At 34.9% G+C, this 24430-nt stretch carries 26 protein-coding genes and 1 pseudogene; 25 read left to right on the top strand and 2 right to left on the bottom strand.

Annotated elements, in window-relative coordinates; all coding sequences use genetic code 11:
- The first annotated feature begins 7 nt into the window (after positions 1-7).
- From recG to TMATH_RS06670, 7 genes are all read left to right on the top strand, one after another.
- Positions 8-2053, top strand: a complete 2046-nt coding sequence (gene recG, locus TMATH_RS06700; protein ID WP_013150379.1) for an ATP-dependent DNA helicase RecG — start codon at positions 8-10, stop codon at positions 2051-2053.
- A gap of 17 nt (positions 2054-2070) precedes the next feature.
- Positions 2071-2913: a DegV family protein gene (locus tag TMATH_RS06695; protein ID WP_013150378.1), complete on the top strand. Its 843-nt coding sequence runs from the start codon at positions 2071-2073 to the stop codon at positions 2911-2913.
- A gap of 115 nt (positions 2914-3028) precedes the next feature.
- A complete protein-coding gene (locus TMATH_RS06690; protein WP_013150377.1) occupies positions 3029-3256 on the top strand; it encodes an alpha/beta-type small acid-soluble spore protein in 228 nt (75 codons plus the stop codon).
- A 174-nt stretch (positions 3257-3430) separates the two neighbouring features.
- A complete protein-coding gene (locus TMATH_RS06685; protein ID WP_012995345.1) occupies positions 3431-3658 on the top strand; it encodes an alpha/beta-type small acid-soluble spore protein in 228 nt (75 codons plus the stop codon).
- Between the two features lie 221 nt (positions 3659-3879).
- Positions 3880-4434 (top strand): 16S rRNA (guanine(966)-N(2))-methyltransferase RsmD, encoded by a 555-nt coding sequence (gene rsmD / locus TMATH_RS06680; RefSeq protein ID WP_013150376.1) that lies wholly within the window; start codon positions 3880-3882, stop codon positions 4432-4434.
- A complete protein-coding gene (gene coaD, locus TMATH_RS06675) occupies positions 4431-4910 on the top strand; it encodes a pantetheine-phosphate adenylyltransferase (protein ID WP_012995343.1) in 480 nt (159 codons plus the stop codon). The genes rsmD and coaD overlap by 4 nt, the downstream gene beginning before the upstream one ends.
- 18 nt (positions 4911-4928) lie before the next feature.
- The gene (locus TMATH_RS06670; RefSeq protein ID WP_012995342.1) at positions 4929-5393 is read left to right on the top strand and encodes a hypothetical protein; all 465 of its coding nucleotides are present in this window, start codon (positions 4929-4931) and stop codon (positions 5391-5393) included.
- Here the strand turns inward: TMATH_RS06670 and ylbJ are convergent, their stop codons facing one another.
- Positions 5394-6575 (bottom strand): dipicolinic acid transporter SpoVV, encoded by a 1182-nt coding sequence (gene ylbJ / locus TMATH_RS06665; protein ID WP_013150375.1) that lies wholly within the window; start codon positions 6573-6575, stop codon positions 5394-5396. It lies immediately after the preceding gene.
- Between the two features lie 75 nt (positions 6576-6650).
- On the bottom strand, positions 6651-7856 hold the full coding sequence (locus TMATH_RS06660; protein WP_013150374.1) for a nucleotidyltransferase: 1206 nt from the start codon (positions 7854-7856) through the stop codon (positions 6651-6653).
- Positions 7857-7989: 133 nt separating this feature from the next.
- On the opposite strand from TMATH_RS06660, the gene pta reads away from it, so the two are divergent.
- From pta to TMATH_RS06575, 18 genes and pseudogenes are all read left to right on the top strand, one after another.
- The gene (gene pta / locus TMATH_RS06655; RefSeq protein ID WP_012995339.1) at positions 7990-8982 is read left to right on the top strand and encodes a phosphate acetyltransferase; all 993 of its coding nucleotides are present in this window, start codon (positions 7990-7992) and stop codon (positions 8980-8982) included.
- A 25-nt stretch (positions 8983-9007) separates the two neighbouring features.
- Entirely contained in the window at positions 9008-10213 is a 1206-nt protein-coding gene (locus TMATH_RS06650) for an acetate kinase (RefSeq protein ID WP_013150373.1), read from the top strand.
- A gap of 70 nt (positions 10214-10283) precedes the next feature.
- Positions 10284-10769, top strand: coding sequence for a YceD family protein (locus TMATH_RS06645; protein WP_013150372.1), 486 nt, complete (start codon positions 10284-10286; stop codon positions 10767-10769).
- A 17-nt stretch (positions 10770-10786) separates the two neighbouring features.
- Complete coding sequence (gene rpmF / locus TMATH_RS06640; RefSeq protein ID WP_012995336.1) at positions 10787-10969, top strand: 50S ribosomal protein L32; 183 nt, start codon at positions 10787-10789, stop codon at positions 10967-10969.
- Positions 10970-11089: 120 nt separating this feature from the next.
- Positions 11090-11692, top strand: a complete 603-nt coding sequence (gene fapR, locus TMATH_RS06635) for a transcription factor FapR (protein ID WP_012995335.1) — start codon at positions 11090-11092, stop codon at positions 11690-11692.
- Positions 11676-12674: a phosphate acyltransferase PlsX gene (plsX, locus tag TMATH_RS06630; protein WP_013150371.1), complete on the top strand. Its 999-nt coding sequence runs from the start codon at positions 11676-11678 to the stop codon at positions 12672-12674. The genes fapR and plsX overlap by 17 nt, the downstream gene beginning before the upstream one ends.
- A complete protein-coding gene (locus TMATH_RS06625) occupies positions 12667-13662 on the top strand; it encodes a beta-ketoacyl-ACP synthase III (RefSeq protein ID WP_013150370.1) in 996 nt (331 codons plus the stop codon). The genes plsX and TMATH_RS06625 overlap by 8 nt, the downstream gene beginning before the upstream one ends.
- Before the next feature lie 12 nt (positions 13663-13674).
- Positions 13675-14616 carry an enoyl-[acyl-carrier-protein] reductase FabK gene (gene fabK / locus TMATH_RS06620; protein ID WP_012995332.1) on the top strand — a complete coding sequence of 314 codons (942 nt, stop codon included), beginning with the start codon at positions 13675-13677 and terminating at the stop codon, positions 14614-14616.
- A gap of 4 nt (positions 14617-14620) precedes the next feature.
- Positions 14621-15550, top strand: a complete 930-nt coding sequence (fabD, locus tag TMATH_RS06615; RefSeq protein ID WP_013150369.1) for an ACP S-malonyltransferase — start codon at positions 14621-14623, stop codon at positions 15548-15550.
- Between the two features lie 4 nt (positions 15551-15554).
- Positions 15555-16298: a 3-oxoacyl-[acyl-carrier-protein] reductase gene (gene fabG, locus TMATH_RS06610; RefSeq protein WP_013150368.1), complete on the top strand. Its 744-nt coding sequence runs from the start codon at positions 15555-15557 to the stop codon at positions 16296-16298.
- A gap of 42 nt (positions 16299-16340) precedes the next feature.
- On the top strand, positions 16341-16568 hold the full coding sequence (gene acpP / locus TMATH_RS06605) for an acyl carrier protein (protein WP_012995329.1): 228 nt from the start codon (positions 16341-16343) through the stop codon (positions 16566-16568).
- A 63-nt stretch (positions 16569-16631) separates the two neighbouring features.
- Positions 16632-17861, top strand: coding sequence for a beta-ketoacyl-ACP synthase II (gene fabF, locus TMATH_RS06600; protein WP_013150367.1), 1230 nt, complete (start codon positions 16632-16634; stop codon positions 17859-17861).
- The gene (gene rnc / locus TMATH_RS06595) at positions 17833-18573 is read left to right on the top strand and encodes a ribonuclease III (RefSeq protein ID WP_012995327.1); all 741 of its coding nucleotides are present in this window, start codon (positions 17833-17835) and stop codon (positions 18571-18573) included. The genes fabF and rnc overlap by 29 nt, the downstream gene beginning before the upstream one ends.
- Positions 18574-18971: 398 nt before the next feature.
- Positions 18972-21071, top strand: a complete 2100-nt coding sequence (locus tag TMATH_RS06590; protein ID WP_013150366.1) for a glutamine synthetase III family protein — start codon at positions 18972-18974, stop codon at positions 21069-21071.
- Between the two features lie 320 nt (positions 21072-21391).
- Positions 21392-22732, top strand: coding sequence for an ammonium transporter (locus tag TMATH_RS06585; RefSeq protein WP_013150365.1), 1341 nt, complete (start codon positions 21392-21394; stop codon positions 22730-22732).
- A gap of 46 nt (positions 22733-22778) precedes the next feature.
- Positions 22779-23117, top strand: coding sequence for a P-II family nitrogen regulator (locus TMATH_RS06580; protein ID WP_013150364.1), 339 nt, complete (start codon positions 22779-22781; stop codon positions 23115-23117).
- Positions 23118-23241: 124 nt separating this feature from the next.
- Positions 23242-23503, top strand: a pseudogene (locus tag TMATH_RS11630) (transposase); the annotation flags it as partial.
- 19 nt (positions 23504-23522) lie between these two features.
- A complete protein-coding gene (locus TMATH_RS06575; protein ID WP_013150363.1) occupies positions 23523-24239 on the top strand; it encodes a type 1 glutamine amidotransferase in 717 nt (238 codons plus the stop codon).
- Positions 24240-24430 lie beyond the last annotated feature (191 nt).

Below are 24430 nucleotides of genomic sequence, written 5' to 3'. Positions count from 1 at the left end.
AAATGAAATGCCTTTAAATCTGGATATTCAGTACGTAAAAGGAGTTGGACCTAAAAGGGCAAAACTTCTTAAAAAATTGGGAATACAAACAGTAGAGGACTTATTATTTTATTTTCCTAAAGATTATGAAAATAGAAGCAGTATTTTAAAAATTGAGGACTTAACAGTTGGAGAAAAACAAACTTTTAAAGGCTATATTGTAGGTAGTCCAAGAGAAATAAAGACTTCAAGGGTGATTATCACTAAAGTCCCTGTAAAAGATGGAACAGGCGCAGTAGAGTTAGTGTGGTATAATCAACCCTATATAAAGAATAACTTAAAAATTGGTGAAGAATATATAATAAACGGTAAATTACGATTTAAATATGGACAATTAATAGTAGAAAATCCTGTTATAGAAAAAAGTGAAGATTTTAAGTTAAACACAGGAAGGATAGTTCCTATTTATGGACTAACAGAAGGATTGACACAAAATGCTATTAGAAAGATAATGTTTAATGCTCTTAAGGAGTATGTACAGGAAGTAGAAGAGTTTTTTGATGAAGAATTTCTATCTGAAAAAAGATTAATGGACATAAAAAGTGCACTAATTAATATAAATTTTCCCCAAAATGAAGCATATTTAGAGCAGGCAAAATACAGATTTAAATATCAAGAACTTTTTTTGCTGCAAATGGCTTTATTTCTAATGAAAGGATCTGCGAAAGAAAAAAAAGGAATAAAATTTGAACGGGTAGATCTAAAGCCTTTTATTATGGGATTGCCTTTTAAATTGACACAAGCACAGGTAAAAGTTTTAAAAGAAATAATTGCAGATATGAATTCTCACAAGGTGATGAATCGTTTGGTACAGGGAGACGTGGGCTCCGGAAAAACGGTTGTTGCAGCTTGCAGTATGTATATTGCTGTCAAGAATGGCTATCAAGTGGCAATGATGGCTCCAACGGAGATACTTGCAAAACAGCATTATTCTACGTTAAAAGAACTTTTTAAAAATACTGATATAAAAATTGGACTTTTATCTGGTAGCCTTTCACCTTCTAATAAAAAAGAAGTATTAGAAAAAATCAAAAAGGGAGATTACGATATTATAGTAGGGACACACGCTCTAATAGAAGATGATGTGGTTTTTAACAATTTAGGACTTTGTATAACTGATGAGCAGCACCGTTTTGGAGTGAGACAAAGGGCGCTTTTGACACAAAAAGGCAAAAACCCTGATGTTTTGGTTATGACAGCTACACCAATTCCTCGTACCTTGGCTCTTATTCTATACGGAGATTTGGATATATCGATAATTGACCAATTACCTCCTGGAAGAAAAAAAGTCAAAACCTACGTTATTTCTTCTTCTGTGAGAAAAAAAGCCTACGAGTTTGCAATGAAGGAAGTGAAAAAGGGAAGACAAGTTTATGTAGTTTGTCCCCTAATTGAAGAATCGGATAAAATAAGTGCGATGTCTGCCGAAATAGTATATAGAGAAATTTATAAAGATGCTTTTAAGGAAGCTAAAGTAGGACTTTTACACGGTAAAATGGCGGACAGCGAGAAAGAAAAAGTTATGGAAGAATTTGTAAATGGCAAAATTGATATTTTAGTCTCTACCACAGTAATAGAGGTGGGGGTAAATGTACCTAATGCAACAGTGATGATTATAGAAAATGCAGAAAGGTTTGGACTTGCACAACTTCACCAATTGAGAGGCAGAGTTGGCAGGTCAGAATTTCAGTCTTACTGTATTTTAATCAGTTATTCTAATTCTGACGTAGCCAAAAAAAGACTGGGAGTTTTAGCTCAAACTTCTGATGGATTTAAAATTGCAGAAAAAGATTTAGAAATAAGAGGACCTGGTGAATTTTTAGGATTAAGACAGCATGGCCTTCCTGAATTTAAAATTGCTAACATTGTGGAGGATATAGATATTTTAAAGATAGTGCAAAAAGATGTAGAGGAGTTGCTTAAAAAAGACCCTAAACTTGAAAACTATCCTAAGATAAAAAATATTTTACTTAATCAGTTTTACCAAAAATTAGAAGGAATAATATTAAATTAGAGAAGGAGAATAGTAGTATGGAAAAGATAGCGATTGTCACAGATAGCTTGTCTGATATACCTGAGGATTTAATAAAAACTTATAGAATATTTGTAGTTCCTCTGACTATCAATATTGATGGTGTAAGTTATAAAGATGGAGAAGATATAACAAAAGAAGAATTTTATAGGCTTTTAAGAGAAGGAAAAATGCCTACAACTACTCAAGCTTCACCAGTAGAGTTTATGGAAACTTTTAAGGACTTGTTAAAAAGTTATGATTACGTAATTGCCATAATTTTATCATCAAAATTGAGTGGAACTTACCAATCTGCGGTGATTGCAAAAGATATGGTAGATCCAAAAAGAATTGAAGTTATTGATTCAAGACATTTTACATTAGGAAATGGTATGTTAGTTCTTCAGGCTGCTAAAATGGCAGTTGCGGGAGCTTCTAAGGAGGAAATTGTTCAAAAAGTGTATGATTTAATTCCTAAAATTAGGTATATAATGGTTTTTGATTCTCTGGACTATTTATACAGAGGAGGGCGTTTACCTAAAACGCAGGCTTTTATTGGGAATATTTTGAATATAAAGCCTATTTTAATGAATGATGATGGAGAATTAAAAATAGTAGATAAGGTTAGAGGGCAAAAAAGAGTTATTCGCTGGATGATTGATTATATGAAAAATACAGGAGTAGATTTTACAGATAGAGAAGTGGGATTAATTCATACAGATAAAGAAGAATTTTTAAATGAAATAGAAGCTGCCTTAAGAAGCGAGTTAGGCATAACTAAATTTTTACGGTCAAGAGCTGGATGTGGAATAGGTACTCATGCAGGGCCTGATGCGGCAGGAGTGTTTTTTGAGGAAAAATAAATTTTTATTATTTGCCATTTCAATCACTTTTATACATTTTTGAAAACAAATTTATAGTTTATAAAAAAGCAATTTGGTTAAATTAATAATACAAATACAAATGGAGGTGATTGAAATGGCTGTAGGTTCAGAAACCAGAAATCCTCTTGTGGTAAAAGAGGCAAAGCAAGTCATGAGCCAGTGGAAGTATGAAATAGCAAGAGAATTAGGAATAAATCCTCCAGCTGATGGTTATTGGGGTTATCTCACATCAAGAGATTGTGGGGCTGTAGGTGGCCATATGGTAAGAAAAATGATACAAATGGCAGAAAGTCAGATGGCCAGCAAAGGAACCTGGAAATAAATATATATTGATATATATAAAGATAATAAGGATAATGATATATGATATAAAGAAGGATATCCCTAGTGGGTATCCTTCTTTATATCAAAAGGTATATATAACAATAGTTTACAGGTATATAAGCTAAATAGCGGGTTAAATTAATAATGGAACACGATTTAGGAGGTGAATAAAATGGCTGTAGGTTCAGAAACCAGAAATCCTCTTGTGGTAAAAGAGGCAAAGCAGGTTATGAGCCAGTGGAAGTATGAGATAGCTAATGAATTAGGAATAACTCCTCCAGCCGATGGCTACTGGGGTAACCTCACATCAAGAGATTGTGGGGCTGTAGGTGGCCATATGGTAAGAAAAATGATACAGATGGCAGAAAGCCAAATAGCCAGTAAAGGAACTTGGAAATAAGATAATTTACAATAAAAAGGGCAATCCTTGTGATTGCCCTTTTAAAATTTTAATCCAGGTAGTTGCCTACCTGGACTGGGAGAGGAGAAATTGAAGGAAGAATTTTGGGGAAATTTCTGTTCCCATAAATATTATTTGCCATTTTGAAAAAAATTTATACATATTTTTTACGATATTTTTTAAAAATATGCTAAAATAATTGGTGAAATGGGGGATTGCCTTTGAGAGTAATAGCAGGCAAGCTAAGAGGAAGAAAAATAAAATCTATAGAAGGCAGTGAAGTGAGGCCAACTGCCGATAGAGTTAAGGAATCATTATTTAATATATTGATGAACAAAATAGAAGGAAGTGTTTTTTTAGATTTGTTTGCGGGTACAGGGAATATAGGCATCGAAGCATTAAGCAGAGGGGCACAGTTTTGCTATTTTGTCGATAAAAGTTTAAAAAGTGTAAAATGTATAAGGGAAAATGTGGCCGAATTAAATTTAATACCTTTTGCTAAAATACTCCATCGAGATGTTTTAAAAGTTATTGAAATATTAGACCAAAATAATACAAAGTTTGATATAATATTTTTAGATCCCCCTTATTATCAAAACCTTGCCGAAAAAACTCTTATAAAGCTTGGAAAGGCAAAACTTTTGAAAAGAGGCGGCATTATAATAGCAGAACATCATAAAAATGATAAAGTAAAAGAAACTTATGGAAATCTAGTAAAGATAAGAGAAAATAAGTATGGAGAAACAATACTATCATTTTATAAGGAGGTAACATGAAAACTGCAATTTATCCAGGGAGTTTTGACCCAGTCACCTATGGACACATTGATATTATAAAAAGAGGAGCAAATCTGTTTGATAAACTAATTGTAGCTGTGCTTTTAAATCCTTCGAAAAAGCCCTTATTTTCGGTGGAAGAAAGGATAGAGCTTTTAAAAGCAGTAACTTATGATATTCCCAATGTTGAGATTGATTATTTTGACGGTTTATTGGTAGAGTATGCTAAAAGAGTAAATGCTAATGCTATAATAAAAGGGTTGAGAATGGTCTCTGACTTTGAATATGAGTTTCAAATGGCTTTAATCAACAAAAAATTAAATCCTTCTGTTGAGACGGTTTTTTTGATGACTAGTGCAAAGTATGGATATCTAAGTTCTAGTGTTGTGAAAGAAATCGCTCAGTTTGGCGGTTGCCTTTCTGAGTTTGTACCAGAGATTGTAGCTCAAAAATTAAAGGAAAAGTTTTCAAGATAATTAAAGGGGGTTTTATTTTTGTCGAATATTAATGATTTAGAAGTTCTTAATCTTTTAGAAGAATTAGAAGACATTATAGAAAATAGTTCTTCTATTCCTCTTTCTGGCAAAGTTTTAATAAACAAAGAAGAAGTCTTGGAATTAATAAAGCAAATAAGAATAAAATTGCCAGACGAATTTAAAAGGGCGGAATGGATCAAACAAGAAAGGCAAAGAATTCTTTTAGAGGCACAACAGGAAGCAGAAATGATAATAAAAGAAGCTGAACAAAAGATTAAGGAAATGGTAAGTGAAAGTGAGATAGTTAAAAAGGCTGAAAAGACGGCAGCAGAAATAATTTCTACTGCCCAAGCTAATGCAAGGGAAATAAGGCTAGGAAGTAGAGAATATGCTGATGAATTGCTTGCTAAAATTGAGTTGCAAGTGTCTGAAATATTAGAAACTATTAAGAGAAATAGAGAAGAATTAAAAGGCAACAAATAGTTAGTGTTGTTGTAAATATTGTTTTAAAGCTATTGCAAAAAATAGGATGGTTAAAATAACAATTATGAAAATTATTGAAGAAAATTGAAATATGTCCCAGGAATTTTTGTAAGTATATGGATTAAAAACATGGGAAATTTCATTGTCCTCTTGAAATTTTAATATAGTGAGTAACAAATGAGAGTATAAAGCTGCAAGAAAAAATTGGATTGTTTTTGCAACGAAATAAGGAAAATATTTTATTTTTGTTTTTGCTATTACTCCTAATACTTGTCCATGTATTGATATTCCGCCCCATGCTATTATGGCGCTTGTTAATATAACTTTTTGTTCTAAAGGCGCAGAAACTTGGCTTATTAAGTTTGAACCTACCGTTATTTCCAAAAGACCGCTTATGAAAGCTGGTATTAAACTTTTATCAAAACCTAATAATACGAATATTGGAGATAAGAAGTAAGAGAGGAAATCTAAAATTTTATACAGTTTTAAAAATTCTATCACAACGGAAAAAAGTACAACATAACCTCCTATCATGATAATAGTATTTGTTGATTTAACGACAGCTTCTGACAGTATAGTGCTTAAACTTTTTTTATTCTGTTCTGGTGTATAATTTATTTTTTTGATAGTAGCATTTAAAAATTTTTTTGTTGTGGGAGATGTTTTGTGAGAATTTTTTTTATAAAATCGAAAGAAAAGTCCTGTGGTTATAGCTGCGAAATAATTAGAAGCCATGATCATGTATCCGGCTTGTGGGCTACCAAACATGCCAATTGCGACAGCTCCCAACATGAATAGGGGGCCTGAGTTATTGCAAAAAGACATGAGCCTTTCAGCTTCTTCTGTTTTACATAAATTTTCTTCCCAAAGTCTTGATATTACCTGGGCTCCTACTGGATAACCAGAAGTATATCCTATTGCCATTGCAAAGGAACCACTTCCCGGTACATTAAACAGGGGCCTCATTATAGGCTCTAAAAAAGTGCCTAAAAAATGCACTACTCCTAATTGTAAAAGAAGCTCTGAACCTATGAAAAAAGGAAGTAAAGAAGGGGTAATAGTAAAAAGCCAAAGGTTTATGCCGCCTTTAGCTGCTTCTAATGCTTCTTTAGGGAAAAGTATTAAAGATAGTACCATTAAAATTAAAAAAGAAATAAAAATATTTAAAAAGGTGTTTTTCAAGTTTTATCCCCACCTTGTTTTGTTGTCTATTATTATCTTATTTAAAGAGTTCTTTAAAAATGAATGGTGGGGAATTTAAAGTTTTATTAATGGATGTATAAAATCTAAGCCAGCGATAGAAGAGTTTTTATAAGCTAAAGTATAGGTATCAGTAGCAAATAAATCTTTTTCGAACATTTTGGTATTAGATAGTTTGCTTTTATATTGTGATACTTTTGTGATGATAGGGAGAGAAGACTTTTTCTTAATTTCTTTTAACACTTTTTTGCCTTTTTCGTTAAAACCTAAAACTCTTATATAATTAGGACCGTCAAATTCTTCAAAAATTTGTTTATCTATCTTAAGTAAAAGATGAGTCAATATATGCTTTATTCTGCTTTCAGTGTATCGCTTTGATTTTATAAGTTTTATAAGTTCCTCAATATTGTTAGTTTTATAAGAAGCTTTGTAAATTTTGTTTTCCAAACCTTCCGAGACATCAAATATGTGATTAAGAGGAATGTGATTTCTTAAAAGATAAATTAAAATATTAGAAAAATCCTCTAAGGATACCGGCCCCTGTTTTTTTTCAAAAGAGCTTTGTAAAATTTCTTTTGAAAAATTTGGGATGTATTTTTCTAAGTCTTCTAGACCTTTTTCAAAAATATGCTTTCTTATGGAAGAGGCACTGGCGAATTCTCCTTTGAGTTCTAAAGAAGTATACAAAGAGCCTCTTCGCTTTATGGTAAAAGGTGTAATAGAACTATCTATTTTTTTTAGCGCTTTTAGGTATTCTATTGCTAAGATGTTGTTGGAGGTTTGTAAAATCTTTTCTATTTCATTATTATTCGTAACTTTTTTTAATGCTAATTCGCGAGCTTTTGCAAAAGTGATACCGGTTTTTAAATATTCTTTTAATGCTTTTCTATAATGAATTGGTTCTTCTAAAAGTATCTCAGCAATTTTTATAAGTTCGCTTAACTCACCTTTTTCACTACCAAAAGAAATACAATCTATTATTTTTAAAGAGTCTAATAATTTCACTGCTCCATAAGCAAAATTTTCTGCAGTGGAGGTAGCGTATACTACTGGCAGCTCAATTACTAAGTCTACGCCAGCTTTTAAAGCCATCATAGTCCTTTTCCATTTGTCTACAATTGCTGGTTCTCCTCTTTGTACGAAATTTCCACTCATTACTGCTACAGTATAATCACATTTGGTTAATTCTTTTGAAGTTTGCAAATGGTAAAGGTGTCCGTAGTGAAAAGGATTGTATTCGACAATAATTCCCAAAATTTTCATATAACTTTCTTATCCTTTCAAAAAATTTTTTAAGATATACTTATTATTTTACATAAAATATGATAAAATGTAAAAGGAAGATCGTGTATACAATATTACAGTTTTAAAATTAAAAAAGGAAAGGAGATTTTAAATGGCGCTAATGGATAGTATTATACAAAAAGCTAAAGCAAATAAAAAAAGAATTGTGCTTCCTGAGGGAAGTGAGTCTAGGACTTTAAAAGCTGTCGAAACGGTTATTAAAGAAGGTATCGCTGATGTAGTTTTGTTGGGAAAAGAAGAAGAAATAAAAGAAAAAGCAAAGGGGTTGGATATCTCGAAAGCAGAAATTATAGACCCTGAAAAGTCGCCTCTTTTACAAAAATATGCTGAAGAATATTATAATTTAAGAAAAAACAAAGGAGTAACAGAGGAACAGGCATATCAAATTATGAAAAATCCGATGTACTACGGTGTCATGATGGTTAAATTAGATGATGTGGATGGCATGGTATCTGGGGCGATTCACGCTACTGCTGATGTTTTCAGACCGGCTTTTCAAATTGTAAAAACTGCTCCAGGCGTCAAAGTAGTTTCTGGCGCCTTTATAATGGAAGTACCTAATTGTACTTATGGAAGCAATGGTGTGTTTATTTTTGCTGACTGTGCAATAAATCCTAATCCTACTGAAGAGGAATTAGCAGCAATTGCTATTGCTTCTGCCCATACAGCAAAGGTCCTTGCTGGAATTGAGCCTAGAATCGCTATGCTATCATTTTCTACAAAAGGAAGTGCAAACCATGAATTAGTAGATAAGGTGAAAAATGCAACAAAAATTGCAAAAGAATTGGCGCCTGATTTGCTAATTGATGGTGAGCTTCAATTAGATGCTGCGATTGTCAAAGAAGTAGGAGAGTTAAAGGCTCCAGGAAGTCCTGTTGCAGGAAATGCAAACGTGCTTGTTTTCCCAGATTTGCAAGCTGGAAACATTGGATATAAATTGGTACAGAGACTTGCTAAGGCTAATGCTATTGGACCAATTTCTCAAGGTCTTGCCAAACCCATCAATGACTTATCAAGGGGTTGCAGTGTAGAGGATATTGTTAATGTTATAGCAATAACTTGTGTACAAGCTCAAGGAGTGTAAAAATAACTTTAAGGAGGTAGTACATATGAAAATTTTAGTTATGAACTGTGGAAGTTCGTCATTAAAATATCAATTATTGGATATGGATAATGGAAAAGTTTTAGCAAAAGGGTTAGCGGAAAGAATAGGTATCAATAATTCTTTTTTAACTCATCAAGTAGAGGGAAAAGATAAAATAAAGATACAAAAAGATATGAAAAATCACAAAGAAGCTATACAAATTGTTTTAGAGACTTTAGCAGATAAAGAAATGGGAATATTAAAGGATATGAAAGAAATAGATGCAGTAGGACATAGAGTTGTGCACGGTGGAGAGTTTTTCACTGATTCTGTCTTGATTGACGAAGAGGTTATTAAAAAATTAGAAGCCTGTATTGACCTTGCACCTTTGCACAATCCTGCTAATATTGAGGGTATAAAAGCTTGTCAGCAGATAATGCCAGGGGTGCCGATGGCAGCGGTTTTTGATACGGCTTTCCATCAAACAATGCCAGATTACGCTTATATTTATCCCATTCCTTATGAATACTACGAAAAATACAAAATAAGAAGATATGGATTCCACGGGACTTCCCATAAATATGTTTCTTTAAGAGCTGCTGAAATATTAAATAGACCTATTGAAGAGCTAAAAATCATTACTTGCCATTTAGGGAATGGTTCTAGTATTGCTGCAATTAAAGGCGGTAAATCGATAGATACAAGTATGGGATTTACACCATTAGAAGGGCTGGCTATGGGTACAAGGTCTGGGAATGTTGATCCTTCAATTATAACTTTCTTAATGGAAAAAGAAGGGTTAACTGCTGAAGAAATTATAGAGATATTCAATAAAAAATCAGGAGTATACGGAATTTCAGGAATAAGCAGTGACTTTCGAGATTTAGAAAACGCAGCCTTTAATGAAGGGAATAAAAGGGCAATGCTGGCGTTGAAAGTTTTTGCTTATAGGGTGAAAAAGACAATAGGTTCTTACGCAGCTGTTATGGGTGGTGTTGATGTTATTGTATTTACTGCTGGAATTGGGGAGAATGGACCGGAGATAAGAGAGTTTATTTTAGAGGATTTGGAGTTTTTGGGTGTAAAATTGGACAAAGAAAAAAATAAGGTGAGAGGAAAAGAGGAAATTATATCTACTCAAGATTCAAAAGTTAAAGTTATGGTTATTCCCACAAATGAAGAATATATGATAGCTAAAGATACTGAAAAATTGGTAAAAGGTTTAAAGTAGATAATCTTGACAACGGGTTGTGAGGCTAGTATAATAGGGATGTCAATTATTTTAAGGTGTGTGAAGAAAAATGAAAGTCGATCTATTAAAAATCAAAGGACAGCTTGGCCGCAGCATAAATATAGACTATGTGGAAGACGTTGAGAGTATTGGATTTAAAGGAGAAGAATATAAGATTATAATTCCTCTACATGTAAAAGGTACTATTACGGCACAAAAAGAAGGTTTTTTTGCAGAACTTGATATTACAGGCAGTATAAATGCTGTATGTGACAGATGTTTGAAAGAGTTCATTTATAATCTAGACCTTAAATTAAGAGAATATGTAGAGGATTTAGTAGACGGCAAAGTAGATGACAGTTTTTATGAAAATTTTGATTTAACTACTTTTGTAGTCCAGTTTGTCATATTGTCATTACCAATGAAATTTTTGTGCAAAGAAGATTGCAAAGGCTTGTGTCCTGTTTGCGGTGCCAATTTAAACCATCAATCCTGTAGTTGCAAGCGAGAAGATATTGATCCGCGGCTTACCGTCCTTTCTAAACTACTGCAATAGATGTAGGAGGTGTTAAGATGGCTGTTCCAAAGAGGAGAATATCAAAGGCTAGAAGAGATACCAGGAGGAATAATAGTTATAAAATAGCTGCACCGGCTTACGTTTTATGCCCAAGATGCCATGAACCTAAGCTCCCTCATAGAGTATGTCCTAATTGCGGCTATTACAAAGGGAGAGAGGTAATAAAAGTAGAAGAATAAGACTAAAAAAAGTAGTAATAGGAAAAGACCTATTACTACTTTTTTTAGTTGATTTTACAAAAAAAATAATTTATAATTTTGGGTAGGTCATAAAAACAACTAATATCTGGAGCTGGTAATATGACTGTGCGAATGAGTAAAGTAGAAAGACAAAAACTTCTAAAAGAAAAAATAAATACTAACCCCTTTTATACTGATGACGAGTTAGCAGAAATGTTTGGAGTAAGTGTACAAACTATAAGACTTGACAGGATGGAATTAGGAATCCCCGAAGTTAGAGAGCGTATAAAAAGTGTTGCAGAAGAAAATTATCAAAAAGTGAGAACTATTACAGGAAGTGAAGTAGTTGGAGAACTAATAGACTTAGAATTAGGTAAAAGGGGTATTTCGATTTTTGAGCCTACAGAAGATATGGTTTTTGTCAAAACAAAAATTGTGAAGGGGCAATACATTTATTCACAGGCTGAATCTTTAGCTATGTCTGTTATTGATGCCTCTGCTGCTTTAATTGGAGTGGCAAACATAAAGTACAAGTTTCCCGTTAAAGTAGGAGATAGACTTGTGGCGAAAGCCGAAGTGATACGTCAAAGAGGAAACAAATATTTTGTCTGGGTTAAGATAAAAGTTAAGGACAGGGAAGTATTCAGAGGTAAGTTCATTTTAGTAGCCATTGATGAGGATTTTCTAAAAAAAAGGAGTGACACTGTTGAGGTTAGCGATTGATGCTATGGGTGGTGACTATGCCCCAGAGGAGATAATTAAAGGCAGCTTAGAGGCATTACGGCATTTTCAAGACTTAGAGATAGTACTTATTGGGAGAAATGAAGTTTTACGTGGTCTTGAAGGAAAGGATAAAAGGCTTAATCTCGTCTATACTTCAGAAGTTATTGAAAATGATGAAGCGCCTGTTACGGCTGTTAGAAGGAAAAAAGATTCCTCTATGGTAATAGGCCTACAGCTTCTTAAAGATGAGGAAGTGGACGCTTTTTTATCAGCTGGCAATACAGGTGCTTTAATGGCAGGAGCATTACTTACTTTAGGGCGTATCAAGGGAATTGACAGACCTGCTCTAGCTCCAATACTTCCTACTTTAAATGGGGCTACTGTGTTATTAGATGCAGGTTCTAATACTAATTGTGATGCTCAAAATTTGATACAGTTTGCTGTCATGGGAAATGTTTATGCACAAAAAATGTTTGGGATTAAAAGCCCAAGAGTAGGGCTTTTTAATATAGGAGCAGAAGAGGAAAAAGGTAATGAAGTAGTAAAAAAGGCTTTTGAAGAACTTAAAAAATCAAAACTAAATTTTATAGGAAATGTAGAGGGAAGAGATATTCCCTACGGCGTCTGTGAAGTTGTAGTCTGCGATGGGTTTGTGGGAAATGCTATACTAAAGTCTATGGAAGGAATCGCTTCTGTAATTTCTCAACTTTTAAAGGAAGAGTTGACACGAAATATTTTTACTAAAATAGGAGCTCTTTTAATAATGAGGGGACTTAAGAGAATAACTAAAAAAATGGATTACACCGAATATGGAGGAGCACCTCTTTTGGGAATAAAAAAACCAGTCATAAAAGCTCATGGCAACTCAAAAGCAAAGGCTATTTTTAATGCGATAAAACAGGCTAAAAATTTTGTAGATAATGATGTGTTAAATCACATAAAAAAAGAAATTGAGTCAATGGGAGATGAGTTAAGTGGGTAAAAAATTTGCTGCAGGAATTTTAGGAACGGGTAGTTACGTTCCAGAAAAAGTTTTGACTAATTCCGATTTAGAAAAAATGGTAGATACTTCTGATGAATGGATTACAACGAGGACAGGAATTAAAGAGAGGCGCATTGCAGATCCTTCACAAGCAGCTTCTGATTTAGGAATTGAAGCTGCAAGAAAAGCTTTGGAAGATGCTAAAATTGCCCCTTCAGAAATTGATATGATTATTGTTGCAACTGTGACACCTGATATGAATTTTCCATCTACTGCTTGCATAATTCAAGCTAATTTGGGTGCATCCAACGCAGCTGCTTTTGATATCTCTGTTGGATGTTCAGGTTTCATATATGGTCTTGCTATTGCTCAACAATTTGTAGAGACTGGTATGTATAACAAAATATTAGTTATTGGAGCAGAAACTTTGTCTAAAATTACTAATTGGAAAGACAGAAACACTTGTGTCCTCTTTGGGGATGGAGCAGGAGCAGCTGTGGTAGGAAGAGTAGAAAGCGGATATGGAATTTTGAGTACTTATTTGGGAGCTGATGGAACTGGTGGAAAACACTTGTACATGCCCGCAGGAGGTTCAAGAATGCCTGCTAGTGAAGAGACTGTAAAGAAAAATTTACATACTATTTTTATGGAAGGACAAGAAGTATTTAAGTTTGCTGTAAAAGTAATGGATAGCGCTACTATTGAGGCATTAAACCGATGTGGCCTAAAACCAGAAGATATCGATATGCTTATACCTCATCAAGCGAATACAAGAATAATTGAAGCAGCAAGAAAAAGGCTAAAACTTAGCGATGATAAAGTTTATATAAATCTTGATAAATACGGTAACACATCTGCAGCCTCTGTTGCTATAGCTTTAGATGAGGCATATAGGAAAGGACTTATTAAAAAAGGTGATATTATACTTACAGTTGCTTTTGGTGCAGGTTTGACTTGGGGCTCAAGTGTTATAAAATGGAGTAAGTAAGGAGTGAAAGATATGTTTAAAACGGAAATAGTAGAAATGCTCAATATAAAATATCCGATATTTCAAGGTGGAATGGCATGGGTAGCGACTGCAGAACTAGCTGCTGCAGTGTCAAATGCAGGAGGTTTAGGAATAATAGGAGCAGGTAATGCACCTGCCAGTTTTGTAAGGGAACAAATACGGAAGGCAAGAGAACTTACTGATAAACCTTTTGGTGTCAACGTAATGCTTTTGTCTCCTTTTGTTGATGAAGTTATGGAGGTTATTTTAGAAGAAAAAATAGATGTCATAACTACTGGAGCAGGAAATCCAGGCAAGTACATACCAAGACTTAAAGAGCGGGGTATCAAAGTAATTCCTGTTGTGCCTTCAGTAGCCTTAGCAAAAAGAATGGAGGACATTGGGGTAGATGCTGTTATTGCTGAAGGAACAGAATCGGGAGGTCATATTGGGGAATTGACAACTTTAGCATTAGTACCTCAAGTAGTGGATGCTGTGAAAATTCCAGTCATCGCTGCAGGAGGTATTGCTGATGGACGCGGTTTAGCTGCAGCTTTTTGCTTAGGTGCTTCGGGAGTTCAAATAGGAACTCGGTTTGTATGTTCTACTGAATGTACTGCTCATCCTCGTTACAAAGAATATATTTTAAAGGCAAAAGACAGAGATGCTGTGGTTACTGGGAGAAGCACTGGCCATCCGGTCAGGTCCTTAAAAAACAAACTGACAAGAGAATTTGAAAAATTAGAACAAATGGGAGCTTCTAAGGAACAATTAGAAAAATTAGGAGAAGGAAAATTAAGAGCAGCGGTAGTAGACGGTGATGTAGAATATGGCTCTGTGATGGCAGGACAAATTGCTGGCCTTATAAATGACATTAAACCTGTAAAAGAGATAATAGAGGACATAATGAAACAAGCCAGTGAGGTTATTGGCAATTTGTATAAAATGAGGTGAAAAAATGAAAATAGCTTTTATTTACCCAGGGCAAGGTTCCCAATATGCTGGGATGGGCAAAGAAATATACCAAAGATACCAGGAAGCAAGAGAGATTTTTGAAAGGGCCGATGAAGCTTTGGGATTTAGTATATCTAAACTTTGCTTTGAAGGGCCAGAAGAAGAACTTCTAAAAACAGAAAATACTCAGCCGGCCATTTTAACAGTTTCTGTTGCTTTAACAAAGGTTTTGCAAAATAGAGGGATAAATGCTGAGGTTACTGCAGGATTGAGTTTAGGAGAGTATTCCTCTTTAGTATTGGCTGAAGCTTTGGATTTTGAAGATGCAGTTAGACTTGTGAAAAATAGAGGGAAATATATGCAGGGAGTGGTACCCCAAGGAGTGGGTACTATGGCAGCAATACTGGGACTTGAAAATGAAGTAGTAGAAGAGATTTGCCGTATTGCATCACAAGTTGGAATAGTAGAACCTGCCAATTATAACTGTCCAGGACAATTAGTTATATCCGGAGAAGTAAAAGCCGTGGAAAAAGCAGTGGAGCTAGCCAAAGAAAAAGGTGCAAAAAGAGCAGTAGTATTGGCAGTAAGTGCCCCTTTTCATTGCAGCATGCTAAGAAAAGCAGGAGAACTTTTGGAGAAGGATTTGGGAAAAATAGAAATAAGAGAGTTAAAAATTCCTGTAATATCAAATGTGACAGCTAACTATGTTACAAGGGAAGAAATTAAAGAATTGCTCATAAAACAAGTGAGTCATCCTGTGCTATGGGAACAATCTGTAAAAAGAATGATTGAGGATGGTGTAGATATTTTTGTTGAAATAGGTCCGGGAAAAACTCTTACAGGTTTTGTTAAAAAGATTGACAGAACCAAAGATGCTTATAATTTTGAAGATGAGGAGTCACTTTTGAAGACTCTCTCTGCTTTGGAGGGATAAGAATATGGAAACTGAAAGAAAAACTGCTTTTATAACAGGGGGATCTCGGGGTATTGGGCGAGCAATTGCTCGGCGTTTAGCAAAAGATGGATTTAATATTGTGATCAACTATTCCAAAAGCGACAGAAGTGCTGAAGAGGTGGTAAGAGAAGTAAAAGAGTATGGAGTAGAAGCAATGGCTATCAAATGTGATGTCTCTAAATACGATGAGGTAGAAAAAGCAATAGATAAAATTGTGGAAGAATTTGGTAGTATAGATGTTGTGGTAAATAATGCGGGAATTACAAAGGATAATTTAATTTTGAAGATGGATGAAAGCGAGTGGGACCAAGTAATAGATGTAAATTTAAAAGGTACGTTTAATGTAATAAAATTTGCATCAAAGTATATGATAAAAAAGAGAAAAGGGAAGATAATAAATATTACATCAGTTGTGGGATTAATGGGAAATGCAGGTCAAGCTAATTATGCTGCTTCTAAAGCAGGAATGATAGGACTTACCAAATCCGTTGCAAAAGAGTTAGCGAGTCGGGGAATAACAGTAAATGCTGTAGCTCCTGGCTTCATTGAAACGGATATGACAAGTGTGTTAAAAGATGAAATAAAAGAAAAGATGTTAAAGAGCATTCCTCTAAAAAGAGCTGGAAAACCGGAGGATGTTGCTGAATTGGTTGCTTTTTTGGCAAGTCCTGCTTCAGATTATATTACTGGGCAAGTAATAAATGTTGACGGAGGAATGGTTATGTAATATTATCATAATGTATAATTTTTGAGAGGAGGTGAAAAAGGTATGATTTTTGAAAAAGTAAGGGACATAATAGCTGAACAACTTGGCATTGATCCGGATGAAATAACGATGGAGTCATCTTTTATAGATGATTTAGGAGCAGACTCTTTGGACATAGTAGAGCTTATAATGGCTCTGGAAGAAGAGTTTGATATTGAAATTCCTGATGAAGATGCGGAAAAGATTAAAACGGTAGGTGATGTAGTAGAATACTTAAGCAATCTTGAATAGTTGAGGTCCCGCCTTGCGGGACTTTATACCATATATTTTTACCCTATGTTGGAGGTTTAACTTATGAACAGAGTAGTTGTAACGGGAGTAGGAGTCATTACACCTTTGGGTAATACTGTAGAAAAATTTTGGAATTCGTTAATAAATGGTGAGTCTGGAATAGACACTGTTACTAAGTTTGACGTGTCAGAATTTCCTACTAAGGTAGCGGCAGAAGTGAAAGATTTTGAACCAACTTTATATATAGACAAAAAAGAAGCAAGAAGAATGGATAGGTTTATCCAGTTTGCCGTTGCCAGCGCGAAGTTGGCATTAGAGGATTCACAAATTGACCTTTCTAAAGTTGATTTAAACAGGTTTGGAGTCATTTACGGTACAGGCATAGGAGGAATTGAAACTTTTGAAAATCAAATAAAAATTATGTATGAAAAAGGCCCCGGGAAAGTAAGTCCTTTCTTTATTCCCATGATGATAGCAAATATGGCAGCGGGTCAAATTGCAATAACTTTTGGACTAAAAGGGATAAACGAGACTATAGTAAATGCTTGTGCTTCCAGTACTAATGCTATAGGAGAAGCTTTTAAAGCCATTCAACGGGGAGAAGCAGACCTTATAGTTACAGGAGGTACCGAAGCAGCTATAACTCCAATGTCTTTCGCAGGCTTTTGTGCAATGAAAGCAATGTCTACAAATGAGGACCCTAAAAAAGCCTCCCGTCCTTTTGACTTAAATAGAGATGGCTTTGTAATGGGGGAAGGGTCTGCCAGCTTAATTTTAGAATCTTTAGAACATGCGCAAAAAAGAGGAGCTAAAATTTATGCAGAGATAATAGGTTATGGTGCTACAGATGATGCTTACCACATAACTGCTCCTGCGCCAGAAGGAGAAGGAGCTGCTCGTGCAATGGAAGCAGCTTTAAAGGACGGAAAAGTAAGTTTTGAAATGATAGATTATATCAACGCTCATGGAACTTCCACTGAATATAACGACAAATTTGAAACAATGGCTATAAAGAAGGTCTTTAAAGACCATGCGTATAAACTCTATGTAAGCTCTATCAAGTCTATGGTAGGTCATTTATTAGGAGCAGCAGGTGCAGTAGAGGCTGTTGCTACTGTTTTGACTATAAAAAATGGCATTATACCCCCTACTATTAATTATGAAACTCCCGATCCAGAGTGCGATTTAAATTATGTGCCTAATGAGGCTATAGAGAAAGAAGTAAATTATGCGATTTCTAATTCCTTTGGCTTTGGAGGACATAATGGGACAATACTTTTTAAAAAATTTTAAAAGAGGTATGGAAGTGAAAAGAAAAAATTTGTCTGAATTAGAAAAGAAAATTAATTATAGCTTTAAAAATAAAGATTTGCTTATTGAGGCTTTAACTCACAGTTCATGGGCTCACGAAGGTAAAAATAGCAAGATTAGCAATGAAAGATTGGAGTTTTTAGGAGATTCTGTTCTAAGCCTTGTAATAAGTGAGTATTTGTACAAGAATAGAAAAGATTTAGAAGAAGGTTCTCTTTCTAAATATAGAGCTGAAATAGTTTGTGAGCCCTCTCTTGCTAGATGTGCAAGAGAAATAGGGTTAGGCAATTTTTTGCTCATTGGTAAGGGAGAAGAAATGACTGGAGGAAGAGAAAGAGATTCACTTCTTGCAGATGCTATGGAAGCGCTGCTGGCTGCTGTATATCTGGATGGAGGATTAGAAGTCGTTCGCAATATAATCTTAGATTTATTTAGAAATATCATTGAAGAAGTATTAGAAGGACTTATTTATCGTGACTATAAGACCAAGTTGCAAGAAGTTGTTCAAAGTATGGGAATAGGGAAAATCACTTATGAACTTGTAAAAGAAATAGGACCTGACCACAACAAAACTTTTATCACCAAAGTGCGAATTGGAGATGTAGCTTTAGGAGAAGGTTATGGCAAAAGTAAAAAAGAAGCTGAACAAGCTGCTGCTATGGAAGCATTGGTTAAATTGGGTATATTAAAATGAAGACAAAGACGGTAATCCACGAAAATATGCGTCTGCTGACTGTGTGTCTGAAATATGGTGAGATACCTAGAGGAGAAGAGGCTGCTTCTAGCATATCAAAGGGGACAGGGCGATAATCTGCTGACGGTGAGGTAATTTAAACGAAGATATTTTTAAAAATTTACTTACTAGATCTTAACACGGACTTACATAAAAAATACTTGAAATCAGAATAATAATATGTTATTATAAATCTAGTATTAACTATATAAATGTGTAAAGTTAATAGTTTGTAAGTGAAACAAAGGCGTTTCACATTGTAGAGGTGACGCCTTTGTTTTATTTTTTAATATTATACCTTAATTATTTATCAAGTTAATATGTTAATTTATAAAATCATTTAAGAGGAGGGAATTACTATGGCACAAAACACTCTAAGCGACATTTTTGGTTCAAATGTTTTTAACGATTCAGTCATGAGAGAACGCCTTCCAAAGGCAACTTACAAAGCTTTAAGGAAAACAATTGATGAGGGAATTCCATTAGAACCAGCAGTTGCTGAAGTTGTAGCAAATGCAATGAAAGATTGGGCAATTGAGAAGGGAGCAACTCATTTTACACATTGGTTCCAGCCATTGACTGGAATTACTGCTGAAAAGCGGGATTCTTTCATTTCTCCTACTCAAGATGGTAGGGTAATAACTGAATTTTCAGGAAAAGAATTAATTAAAGGTGAGCCTGATGCTTCTTCATTTCCATCAGGTGGTTTAAGGGCTACCTTTGAAGCAAGAGGATATACAGCATGGGACTGTACATCGCCGGCTTTTATAAAAGATGATACGCTATATATCCCCACTGCTTTCTGCTCATATACAGGCGAAGCGCTAGATTTAAAAATACCCTTACTGCGTTCTATGGAAGCTTTATCAAAACAAGCTCTTCGAGTATTAAGATTATTTGGTAATACTACAGCAAAGAAAGTTATTACAACCGTAGGACCTGAACAGGAATATTTCTTAATTGATAAAAAGATGTATGACAAGCGTAAAGATCTTATACTTACGGGAAGAACTCTATTTGGTGCTAAATCACCAAAGGGTCAAGAAATGGAAGATCATTATTTTGCATCTATCAAAGAAAGAATATCAGCATTTATGAGAGATTTAGATGAGGAATTGTGGAAATTAGGAATTCCTGCTAAAACTAAGCATAATGAAGTTGCTCCCGCTCAGCATGAACTCGCTACAGTATACAATACAGCTAATATTGCATCAGATCATAATCAATTGACAATGGATCTAATGAAAAAAATTGCTTTAAGACATGGACTTGTATGCCTTTTGCATGAAAAACCTTTTGCAGGAGTCAATGGTTCCGGTAAACACATTAATTGGTCAATGAGCACCGATGATGGCCAAAATCTCTTAGATCCGGGACATACACCCCACGAAAATGCACAATTTTTAGTATTCCTGTGTGCTGTAATCAAAGCTATCGATGAATACGCTGATTTAGTCAGAGTAGCTGCTGCAACACCAGGAAATGACCATCGTCTTGGCGCTAATGAAGCACCGCCCGCAATTGTATCAGTCTTCCTTGGTGAACAGCTTACGGATATTCTTGAACAGATCGAAAATGGTGGTGCAACAACTTCAAAACAAGGAGGAGTATTAAAAGTAGGTGTATCAACTCTTCCTGCACTACCAAAGGATTCTACAGATAGAAACAGAACATCTCCATTCGCATTTACAGGAAATAAATTTGAATTTAGAATGGTTGGTTCTTCTTCATCAATTGCAACTGCTAATTTTATATTAAACACCATTGTTGCTGAAAGTCTATCTCAGATTGCGGATAGGTTGGAAAAGGCCACAAATTTTGATGAAGAAGTGCAACTGTTGCTTAAGGAAATTGTAAAGAAGCACAAAAGAATTATATTTAATGGGAATGGTTATTCAGAAGAATGGGTAAAAGAGGCAGAAAAAAGAGGACTTCCAAATATTCGATCAACAGTTGAAGCTATTCCTGCTTTAATTAAAGAGAAGAATATCAAAGTCATGGAAAAACACGGTGTTTTAAGCAAAGTTGAACTTGAATCACGATATGAGATTTCTCTTGAAAATTATATAAAAACAATTAATATTGAAGCTTTAACAATGTTAGACATAGCAAAACGACAAATACTCCCAGCTGTAATAACTTTTGCTACAAAAATTGCAGAATCAATAAATTCTGTAAAAGCAACAGGTCTAAATGCTGATATAAGTGCACAAACTGAATTATTAGAAGAAGTTTCTACACTAATGAGTGAATTTAAGAAAAACATCTCTGAACTTGAAAATGCAGTTAATGAAGCTTCAAATATGAATGGTGATTCTTATAGCAAGGCTTGCTATTACAGAGATGTAGTATTTGCAAAAATGGGCATTTTAAGAGAAATCGGCGATAAACTCGAAACCATTGTAGATGCAGAATTGTGGCCATTACCGACATATGCCGACATGTTATTTAACATTTAACTTTTTATAGTGATTATTAGTATTTTAAAGTACAAATGACAAATCGAAAAAAAGCAATTGTAATTTAAAGTAAACAAGTAAATAGAAAAAAAGGCAAAGGCGCCTTTAGAAAAAGGTTGTCTTTGCCTTTTTTAATCATTAACCCTTAAATTTCTGTCAAACTATAACAAATATTATCCCCTAAAAAACCTTTTTAAAACATGTAGATCGTTTTATCACATCAAATCAATTCAAATTTGAAAAGAGGGGTGCAAGTAGGTGTACTTAATGATTTATAAGTCTTCTTAAAACTTAATTCAATTATGAGGAGGTTTATAAAAATGGATAAGGTAAAGAAAATATTTTTAAGCTTTATGGTTTTAATTTTTGTAGTAGCGAGCGGAATTTGCACTGCAAAAGCAGCAGACCAAATAACACCAGAAAAAGTTGCAACAGCTATTGACAATGTTTGGGTACTTGTATCAGCTTTCTTGGTGTTCTTCATGCAAGCAGGGTTTGCAATGGTTGAAGCGGGGTTCACAAGAGCAAAGAATGCAAGCAACATTGTTATGAAAAACCTAATGGACTTTGCAATTGGTTCAGTTATGTTCTGGTTGATAGGATTTGCAATAATGTTCGGAAAAGATGCAGGTGGCTTTATAGGAACCTCAGGGTTTTTCTTCAGTGATTCATTTGAACATTTAGAGCTTTCAATTCCTTTGATGTCCTTTTTAATTTTCCAGACAGTATTTGCAGCAACAGCCGCAACAATTGTATCTGGTGCTATGGCTGAAAGAACAAAATTTGCCGCTTACTGTATTTATAGTGCTGTAATTTCACTCATTATCTATCCAGTTGTAGGACACTGGGCATGGGGAGGAGGATGGTTGAGCAAATTAGGATTTATCGACTTTGCAGGGTCTACTGTTGTTCACTCTGTTGGTGGTTGGGCAGCGTTGATTGGTGCAAAAATGCTTGGACCAAGAATAGGAAAATACACAAAAGACGGAAAGGTCAATGCGATTCCAGGGCATAGCATAACATTGGCAGCGCTTGGTACCTTCATTTTATGGTTTGGATGGTTTGGATTCAACCCAGGTTCAACACTTTCAGGTATGAGTGACAAAATTGGCGATATTGCTGTAAATACCAATTTAGCAGCTGCAATGGGTGCAACCCTCGCGATGATTTATACATGGCTAAAGTACAGAAAACCCGATGTTAGCATGACACTGAATGGTGCTTTAGCTGGGCTTGTTGCAATCACAGCAGGATGTGCGTCGGTAAGTACATGGGGTGCTGCAATAATAGGGGGATTGGCAGGAATTTTAGTAGTTGTTTCTGTTGAGTTTATTGATAAAAAGCTCAAAATAGACGATCCCGTTGGTGCAATTTCTGTGCATGGTGTTTGTGGTGCGTTTGGAACATTGATGGTTGGGCTTTTTGCAATAGAAGGAGGACTGTTCTATGGTGGTGGAATAAAGCAGTTTTTGGCGCAGCTTGCTGGGGTTGCTTCAACGTTTGCATGGACTACTGTGACAGCGTTTATTCTCTTTGCGATAATCAAACTCACAGTCGGTTTGCGAGTTTCCGAAGAGGAAGAGGTAGAAGGTCTGGATGTTGCAGAACATGGTGCCACAGCTTATGGTGACTTTGTAACGAAGTCTGAGGCAGTAAACTAAATTTGATGGTTTTATGATAAATTTTATTTGAAAAGGGTGAAGGTCAATGAAAAAGATTGAGTGTATTATCAGGCCTGAAAAGCTTGAAGAGGTAAAGGATACTTTAAATCAACTTGGGATAAAGGGCATGACAGTGTCCCAAGTAATGGGATGCGGTCTTCAAAAGGGGAAGACAGAATATTACAGGGGTGTTGCGATTAATATCAACCTTTTACCTAAGATAAAGCTTGAGCTGATTGTAAAGGATTCTGAGGTTGATAGAATTGTGGATACAATCATCAAAGCTGCCCGCTCAGGTAATATAGGCGATGGTAAGATATTTATATACAATGTTGAAGATGCTGTCAGAATCAGAACTGGCGAAAAAGGTGAAAGCGCAATTTAAAGTTTGGAGGAGCCATACTTACAATTTGGCAATAGGAGACATTCAAAATACCTCCAAATGAAAGATAGTCTGCCTTGCCTCTTGCACCCCTCTAAAAATGTCTATTTATGTAAAGTTATACAAACTCTTAAAATCTGTACTTGATCAAATATTACTAGCTCAAGCTACTTAAAAATCGAAGCTGAACCATATGAAAGAACGGAAGAAAGGCAAAACTATCGTAATGGCTACCATTTAAGAAACAGGCTTTTTTATTGGCATTAATGAAGATGGTGGTTAACGAAGTATCTACACGAAAAGCTGAAGAAATCACTTATGAACTCTATCATACTGAATTTTCAAAATCTACAATTTCTGAGCTTTGTAAAAGTCTTGACCCTATTGTTTAGCAAAGGAGATGGGATAATGCAAGTTTTAATTATCCAACATGTAAGACAGGAAGGACCAGGTCTTATAGCTGAGATTTTTTCGAAGAAAGGATGGAAGTTAGATATTCGTATAATGGATCAACCAGGAACTATTTTACCTAAAAAAGTGGCTGACTATAAAGCTGTGATAATATTGGGAGGTCCAATGGGAGCATATGAAGAACCAAAGTACCCATATCTTTATCAAGTGCAAGAACTTGTACGCGATGCGATAGAAAGACAAATACCAATATTAGGAATATGTTTAGGAGGACAGCTTATTGCTAGGGCGTTAGGGGCAACAGTCAAACCTAACTCGATAAAAGAAATTGGGTGGTATAAAATACATTTGACAGAAGCAGGGAAAAAGGCTTTTCTTTTCCGCGATTTACCAGAGGAGTTTTGGGCTTTTCAATGGCATGGAGATACTTTTGAACTGCCTGAAGGTGCTGTTCTACTTGCAGAAGGTGATACTTGTACTAACCAGGCTTTTGCTTATCAGGAGTGTGCCTGGGCTTTACAATTTCACCCAGAAGTTACACCTATAATCATTGATTATTGGGCTGAGATTTATCAAGAAGAACTTATAGACTTTGCTGGACCAGAAGCAGTGAATCAACTTAAAGAAGAGACAAAAAGGCTGTGGGAAAAAAATCAGGAAGTTTTTTCCCGCTTTTGGGCGAATTTTTGCCGACTTTTGGATGTTTATACGTAGACGCACAATAAGGTAAGAAAGGAACGAGAACAGTAAAAAAGAATACTTGCAGGGATAAAAGACACCCCCACTTTTTATTAAGTAAAAAGTGGGGGTGTTGTTATTCTGCATATAGTTTCGACTTAAGGAGGTGGATTTTTTAATTGTTTTTTAGGGCAATTACATTTAATTGTACAATTAACTTAAAAATA

This window comes from Thermoanaerobacter mathranii subsp. mathranii str. A3 (genome assembly GCF_000092965.1).
In the GTDB taxonomy this organism is placed as follows: domain Bacteria; phylum Bacillota; class Thermoanaerobacteria; order Thermoanaerobacterales; family Thermoanaerobacteraceae; genus Thermoanaerobacter; species Thermoanaerobacter thermocopriae.
This window is presented reverse-complemented; position numbering and strand designations above follow the sequence as displayed.

Coding starts and splice junctions, on each gene's coding strand:
- fabF (WP_013150367.1), top strand. CDS start 16,632: ATGAACAGAGTAGTTGTAACGGGAGTAGGAGTCATTACACCTTTGGGT.
- TMATH_RS06590 (WP_013150366.1), top strand. CDS start 18,972: ATGGCACAAAACACTCTAAGCGACATTTTTGGTTCAAATGTTTTTAAC.
- TMATH_RS06690 (WP_013150377.1), top strand. CDS start 3,029: ATGGCTGTAGGTTCAGAAACCAGAAATCCTCTTGTGGTAAAAGAGGCA.
- fabK (WP_012995332.1), top strand. CDS start 13,675: ATGTTTAAAACGGAAATAGTAGAAATGCTCAATATAAAATATCCGATA.
- TMATH_RS06660 (WP_013150374.1), bottom strand. CDS start 7,856: ATGAAAATTTTGGGAATTATTGTCGAATACAATCCTTTTCACTACGGA.
- TMATH_RS06650 (WP_013150373.1), top strand. CDS start 9,008: ATGAAAATTTTAGTTATGAACTGTGGAAGTTCGTCATTAAAATATCAA.
- TMATH_RS06695 (WP_013150378.1), top strand. CDS start 2,071: ATGGAAAAGATAGCGATTGTCACAGATAGCTTGTCTGATATACCTGAG.
- coaD (WP_012995343.1), top strand. CDS start 4,431: ATGAAAACTGCAATTTATCCAGGGAGTTTTGACCCAGTCACCTATGGA.
- TMATH_RS06585 (WP_013150365.1), top strand. CDS start 21,392: ATGGATAAGGTAAAGAAAATATTTTTAAGCTTTATGGTTTTAATTTTT.
- fapR (WP_012995335.1), top strand. CDS start 11,090: ATGACTGTGCGAATGAGTAAAGTAGAAAGACAAAAACTTCTAAAAGAA.
- TMATH_RS06685 (WP_012995345.1), top strand. CDS start 3,431: ATGGCTGTAGGTTCAGAAACCAGAAATCCTCTTGTGGTAAAAGAGGCA.
- TMATH_RS06645 (WP_013150372.1), top strand. CDS start 10,284: ATGAAAGTCGATCTATTAAAAATCAAAGGACAGCTTGGCCGCAGCATA.
- acpP (WP_012995329.1), top strand. CDS start 16,341: ATGATTTTTGAAAAAGTAAGGGACATAATAGCTGAACAACTTGGCATT.
- pta (WP_012995339.1), top strand. CDS start 7,990: ATGGCGCTAATGGATAGTATTATACAAAAAGCTAAAGCAAATAAAAAA.
- TMATH_RS06580 (WP_013150364.1), top strand. CDS start 22,779: ATGAAAAAGATTGAGTGTATTATCAGGCCTGAAAAGCTTGAAGAGGTA.
- recG (WP_013150379.1), top strand. CDS start 8: ATGCCTTTAAATCTGGATATTCAGTACGTAAAAGGAGTTGGACCTAAA.
- TMATH_RS06575 (WP_013150363.1), top strand. CDS start 23,523: ATGCAAGTTTTAATTATCCAACATGTAAGACAGGAAGGACCAGGTCTT.
- rnc (WP_012995327.1), top strand. CDS start 17,833: ATGGGACAATACTTTTTAAAAAATTTTAAAAGAGGTATGGAAGTGAAA.
- fabG (WP_013150368.1), top strand. CDS start 15,555: ATGGAAACTGAAAGAAAAACTGCTTTTATAACAGGGGGATCTCGGGGT.
- fabD (WP_013150369.1), top strand. CDS start 14,621: ATGAAAATAGCTTTTATTTACCCAGGGCAAGGTTCCCAATATGCTGGG.
- rpmF (WP_012995336.1), top strand. CDS start 10,787: ATGGCTGTTCCAAAGAGGAGAATATCAAAGGCTAGAAGAGATACCAGG.